Raw genomic sequence first — 20,196 nt, 5'->3', positions numbered from 1 at the left:
GCCGGCGCGAGAAGGAGTACAACGTGGGTCAGTCGGGCGAAGTGAATGACATCCAAGGTACGGTGCTGATCGCCGGCTGCGGGGATCTGGGCACCGAGGCGGGGCTGAGGTTCGCTGCGGCGGGGCACCGGGTGATCGGGTGGCGGCGGTCGGCGGACAAGCTGCCGGCGGAGATCGAGGGAGTCGCCGTCGATCTCACCGGCGAGCTGCCGCGGATCCCGGCGGACACCAGCATCGTGGTTTTGGCCACCGCAGCCGACGGCCGGACCGAGGACGCCTACCGCTCGGCGTACCTCACCCCTGCCGGCAACGTGCTCGATGCACTGGACCGCGACGGCGTTGACGCCCATGTTCTGCTGGTGTCCTCGACCGCCGTGTTCGGGGGCGACGACGGCGAATGGGTCGACGAATCGACTCCCGTCGCGCCCGGGACCGCCACCGCGCGCATCCTGGCCAGCACCGAAGAGCTCCTGCGGGCGCGGCGGCCGGACACCACAATTCTTCGCCTGTCGGGCATTTATGGGCCAGGGCGCACCCGGTTGATTGATCAGCTCACGGCGGGGACCGCCGTCGTGCCGGAAGAGGTTCAGTGGACCAACCGGATTCACCGCGATGACGCGGCGGCGGCCATCGTGCACCTGACCACCCGGGTGAGCGATCCGGGACCGGTGTACGTGGGCGTCGACAACGAGCCAGTCGACCAGGGCGAAGTGCTCGAGTTCCTCGCGGCCCAACTAGGCCTGCCCACGCCGCCGGTGGGGCGGTCGTCGTCGTCGCGGTCCGGCGGGAAACGGCTCAGCAACTCTCTGCTGCGGGCCACCGGGTTCACGTTCGCCTATCCCACCTTCCGGGAGGGGTACCTGGCCGTCATCAACGGGGACGGGATCAGGCACCCCTGACAGGGCTAGTGGACGGCTGGCACTCCAGCTCCGTCGAGCGGGGCCTCGGCACCGTGGGTCGGCACCTCGTCGGGTTTCCTGATGAAGAAGGCGGCGACGATGAAGACGATCGCCCCACCGAAGAAGGCGGCCTGGATGCCGCCGGCTTCGGCGGCAACCTCGGTGGCGCCGTCGTCGAGCAGGGCCGTCGCCTGGATGGTCATGACCGAGATGAATAGGGCCGTACCGGCAGCTCCTGCGAGCTGCTGGACGGTGCCGACGATCGCGCTGCCGTGGGAGTACAGGGCCGGGCGGACCGAGCCCAGTGCCGGGGTCAGCAGCGGCGTGAACATGAGCGCGAGGCCCACGCTCAGGAAGACGTGAGCCACCATGACCATGAGTAAGGGGGTGGTTTCGCTGAGCATCGTCAGTCCCCAGAAGACCAGGCTGACGATGATCGCGCCGGGCACCACCAGGACCCGCGGGCCGCGTTTGTCGAAGATGCGGCCCACCACCGGGCCGAGCAGACCCATGGTCAGCCCGCCCGGGAAGAGCAGCAGTCCCGCCACCACGGGTTCCAGCCCGAGGACGTTCTGCACATACAACGGGAGCAGAATGATGGTCCCAAACAGCGCCATCATGCTCACCGAGATCACCAGGATAGAGATGGTGAAGGTGCGGGACGTGAACGTCCGGAGGTCCAGCAGAGCCCGGTCGGCGCGCTGCAGGGTGCGCTGCCTGAGGACGAAAAGAACCAGGCCGCACCGCCGACGGCGAGTGGCAGCCACTGCGGCACCGCTCCACCACCATCGGCTGCTTCACCGAACTGGCTGAGGCCGTAGATGATCCCGCCGAAGGCCAGGGCCGAAAGGATCACTGAAAGGATGTCGATAGGGAGACGTCGCGGCGTGCTGACGTTCTGAATGCGGGTGGCGCCGAGTGCCAGGGCGCCAAGCGCGATGGGCAGGACCAGCCAGAACAGCCAACGCCAGTCCAGCACGCTGAGGATGAGGCCCGAAATGGTAGGGCCGATCGCCGGCGCTACCGACATGACGATGGCGATATTGCCCATGGTGCGGCCGCGCGAGGCGGGCGGCACCAGGGTCATCACCGTGGTCATCAGCAAGGGCATCATGATGGCGGTTCCGCTGGCCTGGATGATCCGACCCACCAGCAGCACCTCGAAGCCGGGCGCCAGTGCCGACACGAGGGTGCCCAGGCTAAACAGGGACATGGCGGCCATGAAGACCGGCCGGGTGTGGAACCGCTACAGCAGGAACCCGGTGACGGGAATGACCACCGCCATGGTGAGCATGAACGCTGTGGTCAGCCACTGTCCGGCGCTGACGGTGATGCCGAGGTCGACGGTCAGCGACTGCAGTGCAACGCTCATGATGGTCTCGTTGAGGATCACCACGAAGGCTGAGACGAGAAGCAGCGAGATGACCAGTCTGTTGCGTTTGGCGTGCTCAGTGTCTTCCCGGCCAGCGGCGGGCGGGTTTGCCGCGGCGGACGGGGCGCTATGGGGCACAGGGAATCCTTCGAAGGGTGTGCGGGTGGGAAATCCTACTAGCCGCAACGTCCGAAGGAAGAGGATCTATTCCGCCGGTAACGGGGACGGATTGGTTAGCTGAGCGAGCCCGACGTCGGCACGTACCCGAGGGTTTTGTCCACCGGGTGGGGCAGCTGGTCGCCCGCATGCCAGAGGAGGAAGTTGGTTTCGAACTGACGGGCCAGGTCCTCCAGCCAGGAGTCGGCGTCGCTCGCCATGTGCGGCGAGATGAGCACCTGGTCCATCCCCCAGAGTGGGCTGTTGGTGGGGAGGGGTTCGACGGCGAAGGTGTCCAGCACCGCCCCGGCAATCCCGCCGTCGGCGAGGACCCGGCCCAGCGCCGGTTCGTCCACCAGCCGGCCGCGCCCCACGTTGATGAGGAACGACGACGGCGCCATGGCCGCGAGCACGTCGGCGCTGACCATCCCCTCGGTCTGCGCGGTGAGCGGCGCCACCAGGACCATCCAGTCATAGACGCCGACCACTGCGGCGAGGTCTGAGCTGCTGTGGACTGTGCCGAAATCGGGGTCGGCCGTCCGCGCCACCCGGCCGGCGCCGTCGACGTCGGCTCCCGCGGCAGTGAGGAGGCGTGCGGTGCACCGACCGATGCTCCCCGTTCCCACGATGAGTACCCGGGCGCCAGCGATGTTGCGGGTGGTCCGCCGCCCCCAGACCTGGTGGTGCTGCTGGTCGCGGGTCTGGCCGAAGCCCTTGGCCGAGAACAGCATCGCACCCAGGACGTATTCGGCCATCGGCCGGTCAAACACGCCGTGCGCATTCGTCACGGTGACCGGAGATTCGACCAGGCCAGGGAACAGGAGCTTGTCGACGCCGGCCGCCGCGACGTGGAGCCACTGCAGGGAATCCGCGTGTTTCCAGGCCGGCTCCAGCGCACCAGAAAAGAAGTCCCACAGGTAGAGCACGTCGGCTCCGCGGAGAGCCGACGGCAGGCCAGGGGCGTCGGTCTCACGGATGTCCGCTACTGCTGCCACCCGATCCAGTCCCACCACGGGCCGGTCCCCCACCAGCACGGCAACGACGGGTTTGCGGCCGGCCTGCTCGGTGAAGTTCATGGTCAGCATCTTCCCACGTCCGGATGAGCGCAGTTGTGGCGGGTGTGCCCAGCTTGGGAGGCCGCCGTCGTCAACAAAAGCGCAGCAGTGGTGGGTAAACCACGCGCCAACCCACCACTGCTGCGCAAATGCGTGAAACCACCCACCACAGCTGCGCAGCCGGGGGCAGAGGTAGAGCCGGGGTAGGGGTGGCGCCCGTCCCTACGCCGGGACGGGGAAGCGGTCCCAGACGCGGTGCTTCGCGAGCAGCCCGGTCAGCGTGGTGAGCACCGGCGTTGCGTCGCCGACGACGACGCCCGGCGCGTCAGGGCTGATTCCGGCCGCAGCCAGCACTGAGGACACGTCGCCGATCCCGCCGATGGCCTTCGAGTGCCGGAACGCTTCGGAGAGGAGCAGCGTAACCCGCGGATCGATCGTGGCTCTTGGCGAGCCGGCCTTCGCGTCGCGGCTGTTGGCTGCGTCGTCGCCCGGTGTCGCAGCACCGGCGACGATCAGGGCGTCGAACTCGGTTGAACGCGCGGTCAGGTAGGTCCGCTGGACCACCAGGCCGCCGTCGAGCTTCCCGCCCGTGGGGGCAATGATCAGCGGCACCATTGCGGCGTCGTTGATCGCCGAACTGAGGCTGGCGACGGCGGCGACGTCGCTGTTCGGGTCCGCGATGATGCCGATAATCCGTCCTTCAACCGGCCAGGTGCCCCCGATTTGCGACACCGTCGGGCTTGGCTCGTGATCCTCAACCTCGACGGTCGGCGCCGGGGCGGCCAGGCCCAGGCCGTTGGCAACCTCGGCGCACAGGCGCTCGTCGATGTTGGCGAGGTGCTGCAGCTGACGGATCCGTAGGTTCTCTTCGTAAAGCTTGCCCAGTTCGAACGTGTAAGAGGAGATGACGTGATCCTGCTCCAACGCGGTGAGGGATCTGAAAAACAGCCGTACCTGGCTGAAGTGGTTCTCGAACGTGGCCGGGTTCTCCCGCACCTTGAGCGATGCCGGCAGCTCCTGCGGCACGTCGATGTAGGCACTCATGTCCTCACCGGCCAGGAACGGGCAGCCACCGTCGAGGGAGTTCGGCTTGTACGGTGCCGCTCCCCCGTGGACCGCGGTCTGGTGCATACCGTCGCGCAGCATGTCATTGACCGGCGCGTGCGGCCGGTTGATCGGCAGCTGGGCGAAATTCGGGCCTCCCAGGCGGCTGATCTGGGTATCGATGTAGGAGAACAGCCGGCCCTGTAACAGGGGGTCATTCGTGACGTCGATTCCCGGCACCAGGTGCCCCGGGTGAAACGCGATCTGCTCGGTCTCGGCGAAGTAGTTGGTCGGATTGGCGTTCAGGGTCATCGTGCCGATGATCTGGACGGGAGCCAACTCTTCGGGGACAAACTTGGTGGGGTCGAGCAGGTCGATTCCCTCGAACATTTCGTCGTCGGTGTCCGGGAAGGTCTGGATGCCCAGGTCCCACTGCGGGAAGGCTCCGGCCTCAATCGAGTCCGCCAGGTCGCGGCGGTGGAAGTCGGGGTCCATGCCGTTGATGATCTGGGCTTCCTCCCACACCAATGAATGAACGCCCTGCCTGGGCTTCCAATGGATCTTCACCAGGGTGGTGTCGCCTGCTTCGTTCTGCAACCGGAAGGTGTGGACGCCGAACCCTTCCATGGTCCGGTACGACCGTGGGATGCCGCGATCAGACATGTTCCACATGGTGTGCGCCTGCGCCTCGCTGTGCAGGGAAACGAAATCCCAGAACGTGTCGTGGGCGCTTTGGGCCTGCGGGATCTCACGGTCCGGGTGGGGCTTGGCGGCGTGGACGACGTCGGGAAATTTGATCGCGTCCTGGATGAAGAATACCGGGATGTTGTTCCCCACGAGGTCGTAGGTGCCCTCGTCCGTGTAGAACTTGGTGGCGAAGCCGCGGGTGTCCCGCACTGCGTCGGCCGACCCCCGCGAGCCGAGCACCGTGGAGAACCGCACGAAGACTGGCGTCTCGACGTCTTTGGCGAGGAAGCCAGCCTTCGTGACGCCTGCTGCGGCACCGTTGGCCACAAAGGTGCCGTGAGCACCAGCGCCGCGAGCGTGGACTACCCGCTCCGGGATGCGTTCGTGATCGAAGTGGGTGATTTTTTCACGCAGGTGGTGATCCTGCAGCAGGACCGGCCCCCGCGGGCCCGCCTTGAGCGAATGGTCGGTGTCGGCCACTCGTGTGCCCTGGGCGGTGGTGAGGAACCGGCCGCTCTGGGAGTTCACCGATTTGGCGGCGCCGGTGGGGGTGCCGGTGGGTGACACCGTCTCGGGGGAATCCTGATCCGGTTTGGGCGGCAGCGGCTCGCGGGGTTCCACCGGCTCCGCCAGGCTGGGCGGTTCGACCGACGGCGCACCGGGGATAGGTGGGTTGGTGGCTGGGGAATTCGCTTTGCTCATCGATCGCTCCAAACGCTTGGGTAGTGACAGTGACCACGCCGTTACCCTCCCAGCCTACCCCCACTACTAAGCATGCTTTGTATATGAGTATGGCTGAGCGACCCTAGACCGGGGTGAAGGCTCCGGGGGTGGCACCACCCTTTCGGCGAATCTCGTGCACCAGCCAGTCCACTAACAGGCGGCCCGCTGCTGAATGGCTTGCATCAGGGTCGTGCTGCTGGGCGTGCCAGCGCATTACGTCGTCGACGGCGGGACTGTTATCGAGCAAGCCCGTGAGGGGGCATTCACCGAGCGGCCGCGGATGTGGGGCTCCCAGACGGGCGAACTGCCAGTGATAGGCCAACCCGCCCAGGTAGGTTCGCGGATGGACCGGGTGCACATCAATGACAAACCCGGCGGCCCACGACGCCGCCTCACCGGCAGGCAAGGGACGGGTGAAGTAGTATCCCTGGCCGAGCGGGGCGCCAAGGATCACCGCGGCCTCGGTGATGCCCAGATCCTCGAGCCCCTCGATCGCGACGTTCATTCCGAAGTCCCTCCCCATCTGAATCAGGGAAGCGATCATACTCAGCGTCTCGACGGGCTTCCTGCGGATCTCGGTGAGAAGCTCGCGGTCCAGCTTGATGGCGTTGAACGGGAGAGCCGACAACCGTTTGAGGCTGCTGTAGCCAGCACCGAGGTCATCCATCGCCAGTCCCACACCCAGCCCCACCAGTTGGTCCAGGGCATCCCGCTGTATTTCCCACTCCAGGGTCTGGGATTCGAGCAGTTCCAGTCCCAGCCGGTCCGCGGAGACATGATGACGCCGCAACGCATTACTGACCAGATCCAGGCAATCCGGATTCAGCAGGGTGCTCGGGGGCAGATTCACCGAGATGTTCGCGTGCAGACCCTCCCGATCCCACTGCGCCACCCATCCGAGCGCCTGATCGAGCATCCCGACAAATAGCAGGTCCAGCTCGACGTCGGATAGAAAGGGCAGGAACTCACCGGGTGCCGCGAGGCGCCCGTCGGGCATCCGCAGGCGGGCCAACGCCTCGAACAGGTGAACAGATCCGTCGCGCAGGTCAATCACGGGCTGCATGAAAGCTTCGAGGCCACCCGAGCGCAGCTGGGCCCGGTAGCGTTCGATGACGGCACTGTCGGGGCGCCCGCCGGCGTCAGCAATTCCTGCCTGCAGGTAGGTCAGATCCGACCCAACTTCGGCGGCAGGTTCAACCGCGGCGAGCGTCCACCACCGGTCACGCTTCTTCTTTGTCTTCTTCGATTGATACAGCGCATCATCGGCGTTGCGCAGCAGTGTTGCCATGTCGCAGCCGTCTCGGGGATACAGGGCCAGTCCCATACTCATCCCCACCCTGACACTTTTCCCCGAGGCGAGGAACGGCCGCTCCACAGCGTCAAGCAGCGAGTCCAGAATCCCGGCCAGCACTTCTGGCGCTGTGGCACGGTCAATGTCCTTCACCACGAGAATGAACTCGTCGCCTCCCATCCGTCCGAGGAAATCGCCGTCGCGGAGGTTGGCCTGCATGCGCACAGCCCATTCCTTGAGCACCCGGTCCCCGGCTTCGTGGCCAAACGCGTTATTGACTGCCCGGAAATCGTCGAGATCGATCATGCCCACTGCTGCGGTCACGTAACTGTGGTCGCCTCGAGCGAATACGTCCTGGAACCGTTCGGCGAGCGCCACCCGGTTGGGCAGTCCCGTCACCGGATCGTGCAGCGCCTGGAACCGCAGCTGCTCGTGCAGGGCCATCCGCGTGTTGATGTCCCGTTGGACACTGACGAAGTGAGTGACGTGACCGGCGGCATCGCGCAACGGAACCACACTGAGGTCATTCCAGAACGCTGACCCGTCCTTGCGGTAGTTGAGGATCTCCCCGCGGAAGGCCTCCCCCGCAGCCAGTGCGGTGCGCATGACACGCTTGGTCTCCGGATCGGACCCCGGCCCCTGCAGCAACCGGCAATTGTGCCCGAGCACCTCCTCTGGACGATGCCCGGTGATGGCCGTGAAGGAATCCGAGACGTGGAGGATATTCTGGCGGGCATCGGTGATCAACGAGACCTCAGACGTAGCCGCGTGCGCCCGCGCAAACAATGACTCAGGCAATCCCTCCCCCTTGAACCGGGGTCCCCACTTCAGCGCCATTCAACTCATCCTTTGTTGTTCTTCGGCACCCACACCCACGCCTGCTACCGCCGGAGAGCGTTGCCGGGCAATCGCCGATCTGTCTCCCCAGACCGATTCCTCTACAGGAATGGTAGCGGCAATTGTGAGAGGTACGTCACCACCGCTACATTGGGGCCAGACCCACCCGCCTCAAGGAAGGACGTTGTGAGCAATCGGCAGCTACCGGAGCCAGCCCTTAGAGAGGCGGCTGAGCGCCTGTATGGTCTGCCGCTGGAGGAGTTCACCGCCGGACGCAACGCGCTAGCCAAAAGTACCAAAGACAAGCCGCTTGCCGAGCAGATCAAACGGCTGCCCAAGCCGTCGATGGCCGGGTGGCTAGTGAACATGCTCGTTCAGCGGCACCAGAGTGCCATGAGGGAGGCGCTCGAACTCGGCGTCGCGCTGCGCAGCGCCCAGGATCGTCTCGACCAGAAACTGATGAAGGAGCTCGGGCAGCAACGGCAGCGGGTCCTGACTTCACTCGGCCAGGACAGCGTCGCAGTGGCCACGGAGCTGGGTCACGGTGTGAGCGCCTCCGTCGCAGCGGAAGTGGAGCAGACGTTCCGCGCCGCGATGACCGATCCCGACGCCGCCGCCGCCGTTTCGAGCGGACGCCTCCTCCGCGCCCTGAGCGCCAGCGGTTGGGACGCCGTCGACCTCGCTGGCGCGGTGGGCGGGCCGTTTGAACGACCCACCGGTGCCGGAGCCGACTCAACCGGGGCAGGGGACGGGAACGCAGGGAACTCCGGGGCCGACGACGAGGCGACCGGGAACGCTCGCGCCGACCTTGAGGACGCCGAACGCACCCTGACCGATGCCGACGACGACGCCGAGGACGCAGGACGCCGGCTCGCCAAGTTTCAGAACCGCCGCACCGGCCTGACCGCCGAGATTGAGGATTTGCAGCGCCGTCTCACCGAGCTGAGGGCCGACCTGTCGACCCTCGACGCCCGCATCGACGACGCCGAACGGGAACAGTCGGCCGCAGTCCGCGCCGCCCGTAATGCACAGCGCGCCGTGGACAGCGCGCGGCGCCACCTTGAGAAGCTGCTCTAGCCGAGCCAGCGGTCCTTGCGCGCCGGGCGCTGCCGGGCCAGACTACAAACATCGACCGCCCAGCCCAGCCCCAGTCACGCCACGCCACGCCACGCCACGCCACGCCACGCCACGCCACGCCACGCCACGCCACGAGGAGTCCACCATGTCAGCAATAGCACCGTGTCTCTGGTTCGATGCGCAGGCCGAAGAGGCCGCTACCTTCTACGTTTCCCTCCTCGGCAAGTCGCGGATCGTTGACGTGTCCCGATATGGCGACGGCGGCCCGCAGCCCGCCGGCACGGCGATCATGGTGCAGTTCGAACTGGACGGCGTCGCGTTCCAGGCCCTCAACGGCGGTCCGCTGTTTCCCTTCACCGAAGCCGTATCCCTTGCCGTCAGCACCACGTCGCAGGAAGAAACCGACCGGCTTTGGGCCGCGTTGATCGCCGACGGCGGAGAGGAATCGAGGTGCGGCTGGCTGAAGGACAAGTACGGGTTGTCCTGGCAGATTGTCCCCACCCGGCTCGGGGAACTCCTGTCCGGTCCTGACGCCGAGGGAGCCGGGCGCGCCATGCAGGCGATGCTCGCGATGCGAAAAATCGACATTGCTGGACTGGAGCGCGCCTACCACGGCTAGCTCAACCACGGCCGAGGGCTCTTTTACTGCTAATCCGCCCGAAACCCGGTGTTAATCCGGCGCTGTCACCATTGAGGTAACCACCCGGCCCTCCCCCGAGGAATCAATGTCACGCATCGGCCTCATCAGAGTCCTCACCGCCAGCGATCCACGACTGCTGAACGTCCACGGCCGCGCCCTCCAGGAAGCGTTCGGCGTCGAGGTAATTTCGCGCGCGGTCCACGACCAGCCTGAGGGCGTCTACGACCAGCACACCCACGACTCCGCAGCCCCGAAGGTCCTGGCCCTCGCCGCCGACCTGGCGCCGCACGTGGATGGCATCATGATCAGTTGCTCGTCCGATCCTGGCCTCGCGGAGGTCCGTGCCCTGGTCGGCGTTCCGGTGGTTGGTGCCGGCTCGGCGGGCGCAGCGGCGGCCCTGACACTGGGCTCGCGGATCGGGGTGCTGGCGTTGAGCGCCGACCCGCCCCCGGCCGTCGTCGACGTGCTGGGCCGTCACCTCCATACGGTTCAGTCGCCCGACGGCGTCACCCACACCCAGGAGCTGCTCACGCCGTCGGGGGTGTACGAAACGTACCTCGCGGCTGAGCGGCTGGTCGACGACGGCGCCGACGTCATCCTTCAAGGCTGCACCGGCCTGACCAGCATGGGCGTTTCCCGTGAACTGCGCCGCCGGTACGGTCTTCCCGTGATCGATCCGGTGCTGGCCGCCGGGTCGGCGCTCACCCTCCATCTGGGCCAGGAGCCACCATCCGAGGCGAGGGCGTTCACCTCCGGCCGGGATGGGCTGGTCCCGGCCGGGGGACTTGCCAGTTAGTCGCGGAACAGTAGGTGCTGGCGTTGCGCGAGGTGATGGGTTATCTCGCGGGTGGCCGGATACAGGTCGCGATACAGCGAGTACAGCTCATCATAGTTGTCCCTAACCGCCGGATTCGGGACAATAACCCTGGCGGTGGGATTCCACGACCGGATATCAACGTGTGAATTGCCGGTTGCCAGCGCCGCAAAATAGGCGGCGCCGTAACTGGCGCCGATGGTGTTGGTCGGGACCACCTGCGGAAGACCGGTGATATCCGAGACAATCTGCATCCACAGGTCCCCCTGGGTGCCGCCGCCGACGGCGATAATCCGTTCGATCGCACCTCCCGCCGCTTCGATCTGCTCGATGTTGTGACGCACCCCTAATGCCGTCGCCTCGAGGGCTGCCCGGTAGAGGTCACCGCGTCCATGGGACAACGTGAGCCCCGCGATCAGGCCGCGGGCATCCGGGTCAGCGATGGGTGTGCGCTCCCCGGCGAAGTAGGGCAGCATCACCAGGCCGCCCGCCCCAGGCCCGGAGCGCTCTGCCTCGGCCAGCAATTCCGGGTAATCCACTGAGCCGAAAAGCTCCTTGAGCCACCCGGTGATCGCACCGGAGGTTGCCATGCCACCCGCCAGGCTCCTCGTCCCTTCAAAGGCGCCGATTGTCCCCCACAGGTTCGGGGTGAAAACCTTCCCGGGGACGGTGTGCACGAGGAACATGGTCGAGCCGTACATCAGCATCAGGTCGCCGTCGTTTTGTGCGTCCACGCTGACGGCCTCCGTCCACGCATCGATCGTTCCGGCAATCACCGGCACTCCCGGGGGCAGCCCGGTCTCGCGGGCCGCGCCCGTAGACACCGTCCCCGCGATACCCGACGGCCAGATCAGCCGCGGCAATTGCAGGTCCGGGGCGATGTGCTGCGACCACGGGTGGTACCAGTCGAGGAGATTGGTGTCGTAGAGCGGGGTGGACTGACTGGCTGAGTGATGGTCCAGAACATATTCGCCGGTCAGTTTGAACGCCAGCCAGGACGATGGCATGAACAGTTTCCGGGCTCGCCCCAGCACGGTCGGCTCATGCTCGGCAATCCAGGCGAGCTTCGGGCCAACCGCCTGCGTGGACAGCACGGATCCGCAACGGTCCAGAATTGCCTGGTCCCCACCCAGTTCACTGGTCAGCCTGGAAATCTGGGCGGTAGCGCGGGTGTCCACACCGTAGAGGATGGCCGGACGCAACGGCTGGTCGTGATCGTCAGTGAGCAGCACGCACGGGCCCATGCCGCTGACGCCCACGGCGACGACGGTGTCGGGTGAGTCAGCATTGACGGAATCGAGCAGCAGCGCCCGGCAGATGGCGGTGAATTCGTCCCACCAGATGTGAGCATCCATCTCCACCCAACCCGGGTACGGGCGCTCCACCCGATGCTCGATCACCTTGGTGCGCCGGACCGTCCCGTCCATTGCAACCAGGACACCCTTGCTGCTGCCGGTGCCAATGTCGACTCCGAGGACGACGTCAGCCACTATAGAACCCTTCCCGACCGGTCCGCTTCATGGTTACAGGTCAACCGTCCCGCAGAGGTGAACGTGTACGCCCAACTCAGCGAAAAATGCCGCCTTCGCGACGAGCGCCCTATCCGCTGTCTCCGCATCCGGCGCGTAGACCACCTGGACATGATTGGCCTTATGCCGGGCCATCAACTGGTCCCGGGACACACCGTGAAGTACCGCGTGCATGATGGGCCATTGCTTGTCGGTGGCGTCGAGCCGCCGTTGAGTCTCCTCCTCCGGAAGCTCCACGACGTGCCCGCGACCGAGGTCGAGGTGCAATTCGCCGTCCATAATGAACACCCGGGACCAGACGATGTCGCCGGGCCTGGAAACGCCCGACAAGGTCGAACCGCCCCGCGGGAAGAACACCGCCGGTTGACGCATTCCGTACGACTTCTCGTACCCCCCGTTATGCGATGCTGGCACCGAACCCGAAATTTCGAATACCCACACAAACTCACCGTTGTACTTCTCACCCCACCGGATGTCATGGAGGGTGTTGGCCGGATCCAGGCCCATCGCCGTCCAGATCCTGTTGGTGATCAGTGCGTCCACCGCAACACCCTCATCGACCTCGTTGAAGTGCGGAAGTGCGGCGCCGGGGTAGAGCTCGCGGGATCCGCTCCGGGACAGTACTGGGGGACGGGAGACATTGTTGAGCAGGCCCTCCACCAGGTCCGAGGCGGGGGTCATATCTTTCAGACCCTGCTGGTATTGGATTCCAATGGCGTCGGCGCCGAAATCGTCGGCGATCCGCACAGCTGCGACATACATTTTCAGTTGCTCATGCACCTGCGCCTCGGTGAGTTCAGTGGCGTCGTCGGTACCAAAGTGAAAGGTAAATCGTGCTTCGTCGAGCCAGTTGCGGACAGCCTGTGCCTCCTCGTCGGACACCTTCCCCATTTCGGCCAGAAGCGCCGACTGGGAGAGGCGTTCCTTATAGATGCCCAGCGGATTGAGCAGTTCGTCGTCGATGATGGCGTTGTACATCCCCATGCAACCCTCGTCGAAGATTCCGATGATCGCCTTCTCCGTTGACAATTGCTGGGCAAGGGCCTGCCCCAGTCTGGTTTCAGGTGTCGGGGGCAGCTGGCCCAGATCGCGTACATGGCTGAGATCGTGAACGATAGTTCCGGTCCGCAACCACTCCGCTACCTTGTCGAGCGCCCACGTATCGGTGAAGTCTTCGCTCCACAGCGACGAATAGGCAATCCCGGCCTTTGTCAGGGAGGCTGTCAGGTTCAGTAGCCCCACCAGCCCGGGAAAGTCGCCTGCCCAGTTCGCCACCACCAGGATCGGACCGCGGTGGGACCGCAGCCCGGCCAACACGTGGTGGCTGTACTGCCACACTGCGTCCACCACCACCAAAGGCGCTTCGGCGGGAATGCTGCGAAAAACGTTCATGCCGGCGCGCTGGCTGTCAATGAATCCGTGCCCGGTTTCGGGATTCACCTCATGGCCGCGGTGAACGGCGAATCCGGAACGCTCGACGGCGCCGGCGAAGTCTGCTTCAAGCTTTTGCTGGGTAGTCCAGCCCGCCGTGTTCGCGCTCAGGCGAAGGTCACCGCTGGCCACCGTGTACACGGTTTTGTCCCGCAGGACAGGCAATTCAAGTTCTTTCGGAAAGGCGTAACTGGTCATCTCATTCTCCTTTGAATAGGTCGGGTGTTGGCGCCGCAGGGCGCAGGCGTAGACCCTGCATTCCGCCGTCGACGGCTAGGGACGTTCCAGTGGTCGATCCGGCGGCCGGCGACGCCAGGTACACAATGGCGGCAGCGACTTCATCTGCCTGGACCAATCGTCCGTGTGGCTGGCGGGCGTTGAGCGCCGCACGTTCCGTTGCGGGGTCGTCAGCTTTCGCCAACAGCTTTCCGATCCAGGGGGTGTCCGCCGTTCCGGGGTTCACGCAGTTCACCCTGATGCCTTCGCCCACGTGGTCGGCGGCCATACTGAGGGTCAGAGCCAGGACGGCGCCCTTGCTCGCGCTGTACAGGGCTCGCTGCGGAAGGCCCACCGTAGCGGCGATGGAGCAGACGTTCACGACGGCGGCCGACGGCGATTCGCGCAGGTAGGGCAGCGCCGCCCTGGTCACCCGCACAATTCCCAACACATTGATGTCGAGGACGCGATGCCATTCGTTGTCGTCGTTATCGGCCACCGTGCCCTGGGCACCAATTCCGGCGTTATTCACCACGATATCCAGCCGCCCGAACTTCCCGATCACTGCGTCGATAGCGGCGCGGACCGATCCGTCGTCGGCGATATCACACTGCAGCGCCAGGTGGTCCGGTGCCGCGTCATCCGGGTTCAGGTCCAGCACTGCAACCGAAGCCCCGTCGGCGGCGAGCCGGGCGGCCGTCGACGCACCGATTCCAGATGCACCTCCAGTGACCAACGCGACGAGACCGGTGAAATCCGCCGTCACCGCCCACTCACCGGTTCTCCGGGCGCGTCGAGCTGGGATACGCCGGCAATTACCTGCCGTTGTCGTCCGAGCCCGTCGATTTCAACCTCCACCACGTCACCAGGTTTCAGGTACGGGAATCTGCCGGACAGCGCCACTCCTTGAGGCGTTCCGGTAAGCACCACATCTCCTGGCTCAAGGACGAGGTACTGGCTCAGGTGGTGCACCAGATAATCGGCAGGGAAGATCATGTCCGCCGTGCTGGAATCCTGACGCCGTTCACCATTGACCCAACAGCGGAGACCCAACCTGCCAGGATCCACCTCGTCAGCGGGGATGAGCCAGGGTCCCAGCGGCGAAAACCCGGGTGCACACTTGCCCTTCGACCACTGACCACCGGATTCCTCCAGTTGGAACGTCCGTTCGGAAACGTCGTTGGCTACCAGATAGCCCGCGATATGATCGGCCGACTGCTCGCGCGATTCCAGGTAGCTTGCCCGCCGTCCGATCACGACGCCGAGCTCCACCTCCCAATCGGTGGTGGTGCTGTTCCGTGGAAGGACAGTGGGGTCGTAGGGACCTGCCAGGGTGTTGGGGGTTTTCAGGAAAATAATGGGTAGAGTCGGCGGCTCCGAACCTGACTCAGCTGCGTGTGCTGCGTAGTTCATGCCGACACAAATAATTGCTTGCGGCCTGGCGATGGGCGAACCGATCCGGCCGGCGTGCTGCAGCTCCGGCAGCGTTCCCTCAGCCAACGCCTGCCGGGTTCGTTCAATGCCGTCATCCGCGAGGAACCCGCCGTCGATATCGGCAGTCAGACCAGATAGATCATACGTCTTTTCGACCCCTGACGAGTCTGTGTTAAGGACGGCAGGAGCCTCCACGCCTGGCTCGCCGATTCTGATCAGTTTCACTCGTTGCTCCCTAACTTCTTCCTACCTAGAACCCTGGTGTACCAAACCTGGTGGCGCCGCTTGCCGGGACACCTCGCGACGCCGTCGCCTGTCATGATCCAGAATACAGAATCTGTCGACGTTGACAAGGTAGACATCGGATGTCTAGTCTCAGGAGCACCTGGGCCACGCCAGAAGGTATCGTCCGGGGCCGCAGCAAGGGAGTCAAGTCAGTGAGTACCATCACAGCCGTCTCGATCAGCGACGTCCGCTTCCCCACCTCCACGTCGCTGGACGGTTCGGATGCGATGAATCCTGATCCCGACTATTCGGCCGCCTACCTCAGGATTGAGACCGACGCCGGGGACGGTCACGAAGGCCACGGCTTCGTCTTTACGATTGGTCGCGGAAATGACGTCGTGGCTGGCGCCCTGGCAGCCCTGGTCCCGTTCGTCAAAGGCAGGAACGCGGAGCACCTCCTCGCTGACATGGGTGCTGTATCCCGGAGCATGGTGTACGACTCCCAGCTCCGGTGGTTGGGTCCGGAGAAAGGGGTAATGCATATGGCCATCGGCGCCGTGATCAATGCCCTCTGGGACCTCAAGGCCAAGCGTGCAGCCCTGCCCCTGTGGAAACTACTCGCCCGGATGACACCGGAGGAGCTGGTGTCCCTGGTGGACTTCCGTTATTTGACCGATGCCCTCACCGAGGCGGAGGCCCTTGCTATCCTCCGTGCTGCCCACCCCGGACGAGCCGCGCGGGAAGCCGAATTGCTCGCCGAGGGGTACCCGGCGTACACGACCACACCGGGCTGGCTCGGATACAGCGACGAAAAACTTGCCCGCCTGTGCCGGGAGGCGGCGGCGGAAGGGTTCCACCAGATCAAACTCAAGGTTGGTGCCCACCTGGAGGACGACATTCGCCGGCTGAAAGTAGCCCGCGCGGCATGCGGGCCCGCCATGCGGATTGCCATCGACGCCAACCAGCGCTGGGACACTGCTGAGGCCGTCGCCTGGGTCAAGGCCCTGGCGGATTCCGATATCGCGTGGGTGGAGGAACCGACCAGCCCCGACGACATCCTGGCCCACGCGGCCATCGCGAAGGCCATCGCCCCAATTCCGGTCGCCACCGGCGAACATGCGCAGAACCGGATCATTTTCAAACAGATGCTGCAGGCCGGGTCGCTGGAAGTCCTACAGCTGGACGCTGCGCGGGTGGCGGGGGTGAACGAAAACATTGCCATCCTGCTCCTGGCCGCCAAGTTTGGAGTACGGGTCTGCCCGCACGCTGGCGGCGTTGGATTGTGTGAAGCTGTGCAGCATTTATCGATGTTCGACTTCGTAGCAGTGTCCGGCACGAAGGAGAACCGGATGATCGAATTTGTCGATCACCTGCACGAGCACTTCATCGCCCCGGTCGAGCTGCACCATGGACACTACCGGGCCCCGCTGGTCCCGGGAGGCGGTAGCGAGATGAAGGCAGCCTCCCTCGTCGAGTTTGCGTTCCCTGACGGACCGGTGTGGTCGACCGCCACCCTGACTATGGCAAAGTGACATCATGAAAAGCGAAACAATTGCGGTGCACACCCGGCTCAAACCGGGCAAAGAGGCGGACTATGACCGGATCCACCAGCATATTCCAGCCGAACTTGATGAGGCGATGCGCCAGATTGGTGTCCACAACTGGCGCATCTGGCGCAGCGGCCGGGACTTGTTCCACGTCATCGAGGTCGACGACTATTCCCGCATGCGAACGTTCCTGGCGGAGCACCCAGCCAACCTCCCCTGGCAAGCCCGGATGTCCGAGCTGCTGGAGATCGAGGACAGCTACTCCGGTGAAGACCGCGGCATTCCACTGGTCTGGGGTCTACGTCAGCGATGACCACGCTTGCGCTGGGCACCCTAGGCTACGGAGCCGCCGCGCTGGGGAACCTGTACTCGAGGATTGACGACGACGAAGCCGTCTCAACGCTCGACGCAGCCTGGGACGGCGGCATTCGCTATTTCGACACCGCACCGCATTACGGGCTCGGTCTCTCCGAGAAACGGCTTGGTGCATTCCTGCGAACCAAACTACGTTCAGACTTCGTGCTTTCTACCAAAGTTGGCCGCCTTCTGGTCGACAATCCCCAGTTTCAGCCGGGGAACAGGGACACCGAGGGTTTCGACGTTGAGGCCCGCACACTCAGGCGGTGGGACTATTCGGAGGCGGGCATCCGCCGCAGCCTGGAGGAATCGCTTACCCGGCTCGGCGTCGACTCGGTGGATGTCCTGTACCTGCACGATCCGGAAGCGCACGGGCTGGCAGCCGCCCTTTCGACCGCGCTTCCGGCATTGCAGAAGCTCAAGGCCGAGGGTCTGGTCCAGGCGGTCGGCGTCGGTTCCAACTCGGCGGAAGCCGTCGCCGCGCTGCTCGCCGAGTCCGAGCTCGACGTCGTGATGCTCGCCGGACGCTACACGCTGCTGGAACAGCATGCCCTCGGCACCGTGCTCCACCTCTGTGAGGAGCGGGGCACGCGGGTAGTCGCGGCGGGGGTCTTCAACTCCGGCATCCTGGCGAGGAGCGCGGTTCCGGAGACGGCCCACTACAACTATCAGCGGGCCCCGGCCGATCTGCTCCACCGGGCGCGACTGTTGGCTGGCATCTGCCGCCGATACAGTGTCGAGTTACCCGCTGCCGCCCTGCAGTACCCGCTGCGACACCCAGCCGTGTGCAGTGTGGTGATTGGTGCCCACGGGGCCGATCAGATGTCCAGCAATATCGCCAATATGGCCGCAGCCATACCCGAAGCACTCTGGGCGGACCTCGCCGCTCAAGGCCTGGTTCCTCCGGAGTCCAGCACCGCATGATCGACGCGCACCTCCACCTCTGGGACCTCAGCCGGGGCGGCTATGACTGGATCACACCGCATCTTGGTGCGCTGCACCGCGACTTCACGGCAGCACAGGCACGAGACGAGTTGGACCGGGCCGGTATCGCGGAGGCTGTCCTGGTCCAGGCTGACGACTCGGTCGACGATACCGCGTTCCTGCTCGCTACGGCGGAGGCTAACACCTGGATCCGCGGAGTTGTGGGGTGGGTCCGACTGGACAATTCCCGCACGGCGGCCGCCCAGCTGGAGCGGTGGATGGACCATCAGTTGTTTACCGGCGTGCGTCACCTGGTCCACGACGACCCGCGGGACGGTTTTTTGGCGCTGCCGGAGGTCCGGCGATCGCTTGCACTGGTGGCAGCGGCCGGGCTCCCGTTGGACGTCCCCGACGCGTTCCCCCGTCACCTCTCTGCCACGGCAGACCTGGCCGCCGCACTGCCCGACCTAACCGTGGTGGTGGACCACCTAGGAAAGCCGCCACCCGTTGACGCCGACGCCTGGGACAGGTGGCGGGAGCAACTGGCCCGCTGTGCTGCTTCGCCCAACACCGTGGCGAAACTCTCGGGATTGCAGATTCCTCACGCGGGGTGCAGTGTTGAACTGCTCGAGCCTGTCTTCACCACGGCCCTGGAATTATTCGGCCCGAACCGCCTGATGTACGGCGGAGACTGGCCCATGACCGTACCCTTCGGTGGGTACCAGCCGACGTGGGAAGTGCTGAAGACTCTGATTGGTTCGTTGAGCCCCGCCGAGCAGGAGGCCGTGCTTGCGGGAACCGCCACGCGCACGTACCGGAGAAACACCCTGTAGAAACGCCCCTCAGCTGGAGTGCGACCCTGAATTGTGCCGGAGCCAATCGAGGCTTGACCGTTGATGGCCCCCGCGGGTGCGGAGGCCATCAACGGTCGTTGTTTCCTATTCGTACAGAACCGGAGCGATTTCCGGATCGTCGATGTTGTCTGCGTTATAGAAGTAGAACGGGGTATCCGTGATGGGCTCCTGCTCTTCACCCTCGATCGCCTTCATCGCGGCCTCAACAGTTGCGGCTCCCATACCGATCGGGTCCTGGGTGATAGCACCGGCCATCACTCCACTCTTGATGGCGTCGGTCTGTGCCTTGCCCGAGTCGAATCCGATGATCTTCAACTCGCCCGGTTCAAGTCCGAGCTCGTTGACGCCATTGACGATGCCGATCGCGGAGCCCTCATTTGTGCCGTAGAGGCCTTTGAGGTCGGGGTTGGACTGGATCATGGCCTTCGCGATATCGGCTGATTTCAGGTGGTCGCCGTCCCCGTACTGGATGTCAACAACAGTGATATCCGGGTATTCGGACTCCATCCGTTCCACGAAACCGTCCCTGCGTTCCACTCCGGTGCTGTTGATCTGGCTGTGACCGACGATCCCGACTTCGCCGGATCCCCCGATCAGCTCAGCCATATTGTCTGCGGCGAGCGCCCCAGCGTCCTTGCTGTTGGTCTGGGCCAGGTTGACCGGGTAGTCGCTCGCACAGCCAGCATCGAACTGCACCACCGGGATGCCCGCCGATTCGGCTTCATCCATCAACGCAACACAGGCTTCGGGGTCGAGTGCCGCATAGGCAATGGCGTCGGGGGCGCGGTCGATGGCCGCCTGAAGCATCTGCAGCTGCGCATCTACTTCGGTTTCCGATGCGGGGCCCTCGAACGTCACTTCGACGCCAAGTTCCTCTGCCTTCTCTTCGGCGCCCTGTTTGACAGCCTGCCAGAACTGGTGCTGGAACCCCTTCGAAACCATCGCGATGTAAAGCTCGTCGCCAGTCCCTGCCGAGTCGAGTTCCGAATCGGTGCTGCCAGCTGAATCACCGCAGGCGCTCAGTGCGAGGGCCGAGACCATCAAACCTGCCGCGAGTGCTTTCTTTCCAAATTTCATGATTTCT

Annotated in this window: 16 protein-coding genes and 1 pseudogene; 8 read left to right on the top strand and 9 right to left on the bottom strand. The window is 64.9% G+C overall.

Annotated features, from left to right (window positions below):
- The first annotated feature begins 23 nt into the window (after positions 1 to 23).
- The gene (locus ACX80O_RS05930; protein ID WP_459305064.1) at positions 24 to 899 is read left to right on the top strand and encodes an SDR family oxidoreductase; all 876 of its coding nucleotides are present in this window, start codon (positions 24 to 26) and stop codon (positions 897 to 899) included.
- Positions 900 to 904: 5 nt separating this feature from the next.
- On the opposite strand, the pseudogene ACX80O_RS05925 reads toward ACX80O_RS05930, so the two are convergent.
- The 4 genes and pseudogenes from ACX80O_RS05925 to ACX80O_RS05910 all read right to left on the bottom strand — a co-directional run bounded on the left by ACX80O_RS05925 (position 905) and on the right by ACX80O_RS05910 (position 8,064).
- Positions 905 to 2,409 (bottom strand): annotated as a pseudogene (locus ACX80O_RS05925) (MDR family MFS transporter).
- A 95-nt stretch (positions 2,410 to 2,504) separates the two neighbouring features.
- Positions 2,505 to 3,503, bottom strand: coding sequence for a D-2-hydroxyacid dehydrogenase (locus ACX80O_RS05920; RefSeq protein WP_459332852.1), 999 nt, complete (start codon positions 3,501 to 3,503; stop codon positions 2,505 to 2,507).
- Between the two features lie 201 nt (positions 3,504 to 3,704).
- A complete protein-coding gene (locus ACX80O_RS05915; RefSeq protein ID WP_459332851.1) occupies positions 3,705 to 5,915 on the bottom strand; it encodes a catalase in 2,211 nt (736 codons plus the stop codon).
- Between the two features lie 103 nt (positions 5,916 to 6,018).
- Positions 6,019 to 8,064, bottom strand: coding sequence for a putative bifunctional diguanylate cyclase/phosphodiesterase (locus tag ACX80O_RS05910; protein WP_459332850.1), 2,046 nt, complete (start codon positions 8,062 to 8,064; stop codon positions 6,019 to 6,021).
- 186 nt (positions 8,065 to 8,250) lie between these two features.
- On the opposite strand from ACX80O_RS05910, the gene sctO reads away from it, so the two are divergent.
- The 3 genes from sctO to ACX80O_RS05895 all read left to right on the top strand — a co-directional run bounded on the left by sctO (position 8,251) and on the right by ACX80O_RS05895 (position 10,577).
- A complete protein-coding gene (sctO, locus tag ACX80O_RS05905) occupies positions 8,251 to 9,141 on the top strand; it encodes a type III secretion system stalk subunit SctO (protein WP_459332849.1) in 891 nt (296 codons plus the stop codon).
- Positions 9,142 to 9,286: 145 nt separating this feature from the next.
- On the top strand, positions 9,287 to 9,760 hold the full coding sequence (locus ACX80O_RS05900) for a VOC family protein (RefSeq protein ID WP_459332848.1): 474 nt from the start codon (positions 9,287 to 9,289) through the stop codon (positions 9,758 to 9,760).
- Positions 9,761 to 9,866: 106 nt separating this feature from the next.
- Positions 9,867 to 10,577, top strand: a complete 711-nt coding sequence (locus tag ACX80O_RS05895; RefSeq protein WP_459305070.1) for an aspartate/glutamate racemase family protein — start codon at positions 9,867 to 9,869, stop codon at positions 10,575 to 10,577.
- Here ACX80O_RS05895 and ACX80O_RS05890 read toward each other — a convergent pair.
- The 4 genes from ACX80O_RS05890 to ACX80O_RS05875 are packed head-to-tail and all read right to left on the bottom strand — an operon-like array spanning position 10,574 to position 15,430.
- Positions 10,574 to 12,085, bottom strand: coding sequence for an FGGY-family carbohydrate kinase (locus ACX80O_RS05890; protein ID WP_459332847.1), 1,512 nt, complete (start codon positions 12,083 to 12,085; stop codon positions 10,574 to 10,576). The two genes, ACX80O_RS05895 and ACX80O_RS05890, sit on opposite strands and share 4 nt — an antisense overlap.
- Positions 12,086 to 12,118: 33 nt before the next feature.
- Entirely contained in the window at positions 12,119 to 13,753 is a 1,635-nt protein-coding gene (locus ACX80O_RS05885) for a fucose isomerase (RefSeq protein WP_459332846.1), read from the bottom strand.
- Between the two features lies 1 nt (position 13,754).
- Positions 13,755 to 14,537, bottom strand: coding sequence for an SDR family NAD(P)-dependent oxidoreductase (locus ACX80O_RS05880; protein ID WP_459305073.1), 783 nt, complete (start codon positions 14,535 to 14,537; stop codon positions 13,755 to 13,757).
- Positions 14,534 to 15,430: a fumarylacetoacetate hydrolase family protein gene (locus ACX80O_RS05875; protein ID WP_459332845.1), complete on the bottom strand. Its 897-nt coding sequence runs from the start codon at positions 15,428 to 15,430 to the stop codon at positions 14,534 to 14,536. The genes ACX80O_RS05880 and ACX80O_RS05875 overlap by 4 nt, the downstream gene beginning before the upstream one ends.
- Positions 15,431 to 15,642: 212 nt before the next feature.
- Here ACX80O_RS05875 and ACX80O_RS05870 point away from each other — a divergent pair, with 212 nt between their 5' ends.
- The 4 genes from ACX80O_RS05870 to ACX80O_RS05855 are packed head-to-tail and all read left to right on the top strand — an operon-like array spanning position 15,643 to position 19,091.
- Positions 15,643 to 16,962 (top strand): enolase C-terminal domain-like protein, encoded by a 1,320-nt coding sequence (locus tag ACX80O_RS05870; protein WP_459332844.1) that lies wholly within the window; start codon positions 15,643 to 15,645, stop codon positions 16,960 to 16,962.
- A gap of 4 nt (positions 16,963 to 16,966) precedes the next feature.
- Positions 16,967 to 17,290, top strand: a complete 324-nt coding sequence (locus ACX80O_RS05865; protein WP_459305076.1) for an L-rhamnose mutarotase — start codon at positions 16,967 to 16,969, stop codon at positions 17,288 to 17,290.
- Entirely contained in the window at positions 17,287 to 18,258 is a 972-nt protein-coding gene (locus ACX80O_RS05860; RefSeq protein WP_459332843.1) for an aldo/keto reductase, read from the top strand. The genes ACX80O_RS05865 and ACX80O_RS05860 overlap by 4 nt, the downstream gene beginning before the upstream one ends.
- Positions 18,255 to 19,091, top strand: coding sequence for an amidohydrolase family protein (locus ACX80O_RS05855; RefSeq protein WP_459332842.1), 837 nt, complete (start codon positions 18,255 to 18,257; stop codon positions 19,089 to 19,091). Before ACX80O_RS05860 ends, ACX80O_RS05855 begins: the two co-directional genes overlap by 4 nt.
- Before the next feature lie 105 nt (positions 19,092 to 19,196).
- Here ACX80O_RS05855 and ACX80O_RS05850 read toward each other — a convergent pair whose 3' ends face one another.
- Positions 19,197 to 20,189, bottom strand: a complete 993-nt coding sequence (locus ACX80O_RS05850; protein ID WP_459305079.1) for an ABC transporter substrate-binding protein — start codon at positions 20,187 to 20,189, stop codon at positions 19,197 to 19,199.
- Between the last annotated feature and the right edge of the window lie 7 nt (positions 20,190 to 20,196).

The organism is Arthrobacter glycogeni, assembly GCF_054511155.1.
This window is presented reverse-complemented; position numbering and strand designations above follow the sequence as displayed.

Excerpts from the sequence above, each read along its gene's own strand:
- ACX80O_RS05900 (WP_459332848.1), top strand. The coding sequence starts at position 9,287 with ATGTCAGCAATAGCACCGTGTCTCTGGTTCGATGCGCAGGCCGAAGAG.
- ACX80O_RS05865 (WP_459305076.1), top strand. The coding sequence starts at position 16,967 with ATGAAAAGCGAAACAATTGCGGTGCACACCCGGCTCAAACCGGGCAAA.
- ACX80O_RS05885 (WP_459332846.1), bottom strand. The coding sequence starts at position 13,753 with ATGACCAGTTACGCCTTTCCGAAAGAACTTGAATTGCCTGTCCTGCGG.
- ACX80O_RS05850 (WP_459305079.1), bottom strand. The coding sequence starts at position 20,189 with ATGAAATTTGGAAAGAAAGCACTCGCGGCAGGTTTGATGGTCTCGGCC.
- ACX80O_RS05915 (WP_459332851.1), bottom strand. The coding sequence starts at position 5,915 with ATGAGCAAAGCGAATTCCCCAGCCACCAACCCACCTATCCCCGGTGCG.
- ACX80O_RS05895 (WP_459305070.1), top strand. The coding sequence starts at position 9,867 with ATGTCACGCATCGGCCTCATCAGAGTCCTCACCGCCAGCGATCCACGA.
- ACX80O_RS05860 (WP_459332843.1), top strand. The coding sequence starts at position 17,287 with ATGACCACGCTTGCGCTGGGCACCCTAGGCTACGGAGCCGCCGCGCTG.
- ACX80O_RS05910 (WP_459332850.1), bottom strand. The coding sequence starts at position 8,064 with ATGGCGCTGAAGTGGGGACCCCGGTTCAAGGGGGAGGGATTGCCTGAG.
- ACX80O_RS05855 (WP_459332842.1), top strand. The coding sequence starts at position 18,255 with ATGATCGACGCGCACCTCCACCTCTGGGACCTCAGCCGGGGCGGCTAT.
- ACX80O_RS05920 (WP_459332852.1), bottom strand. The coding sequence starts at position 3,503 with ATGAACTTCACCGAGCAGGCCGGCCGCAAACCCGTCGTTGCCGTGCTG.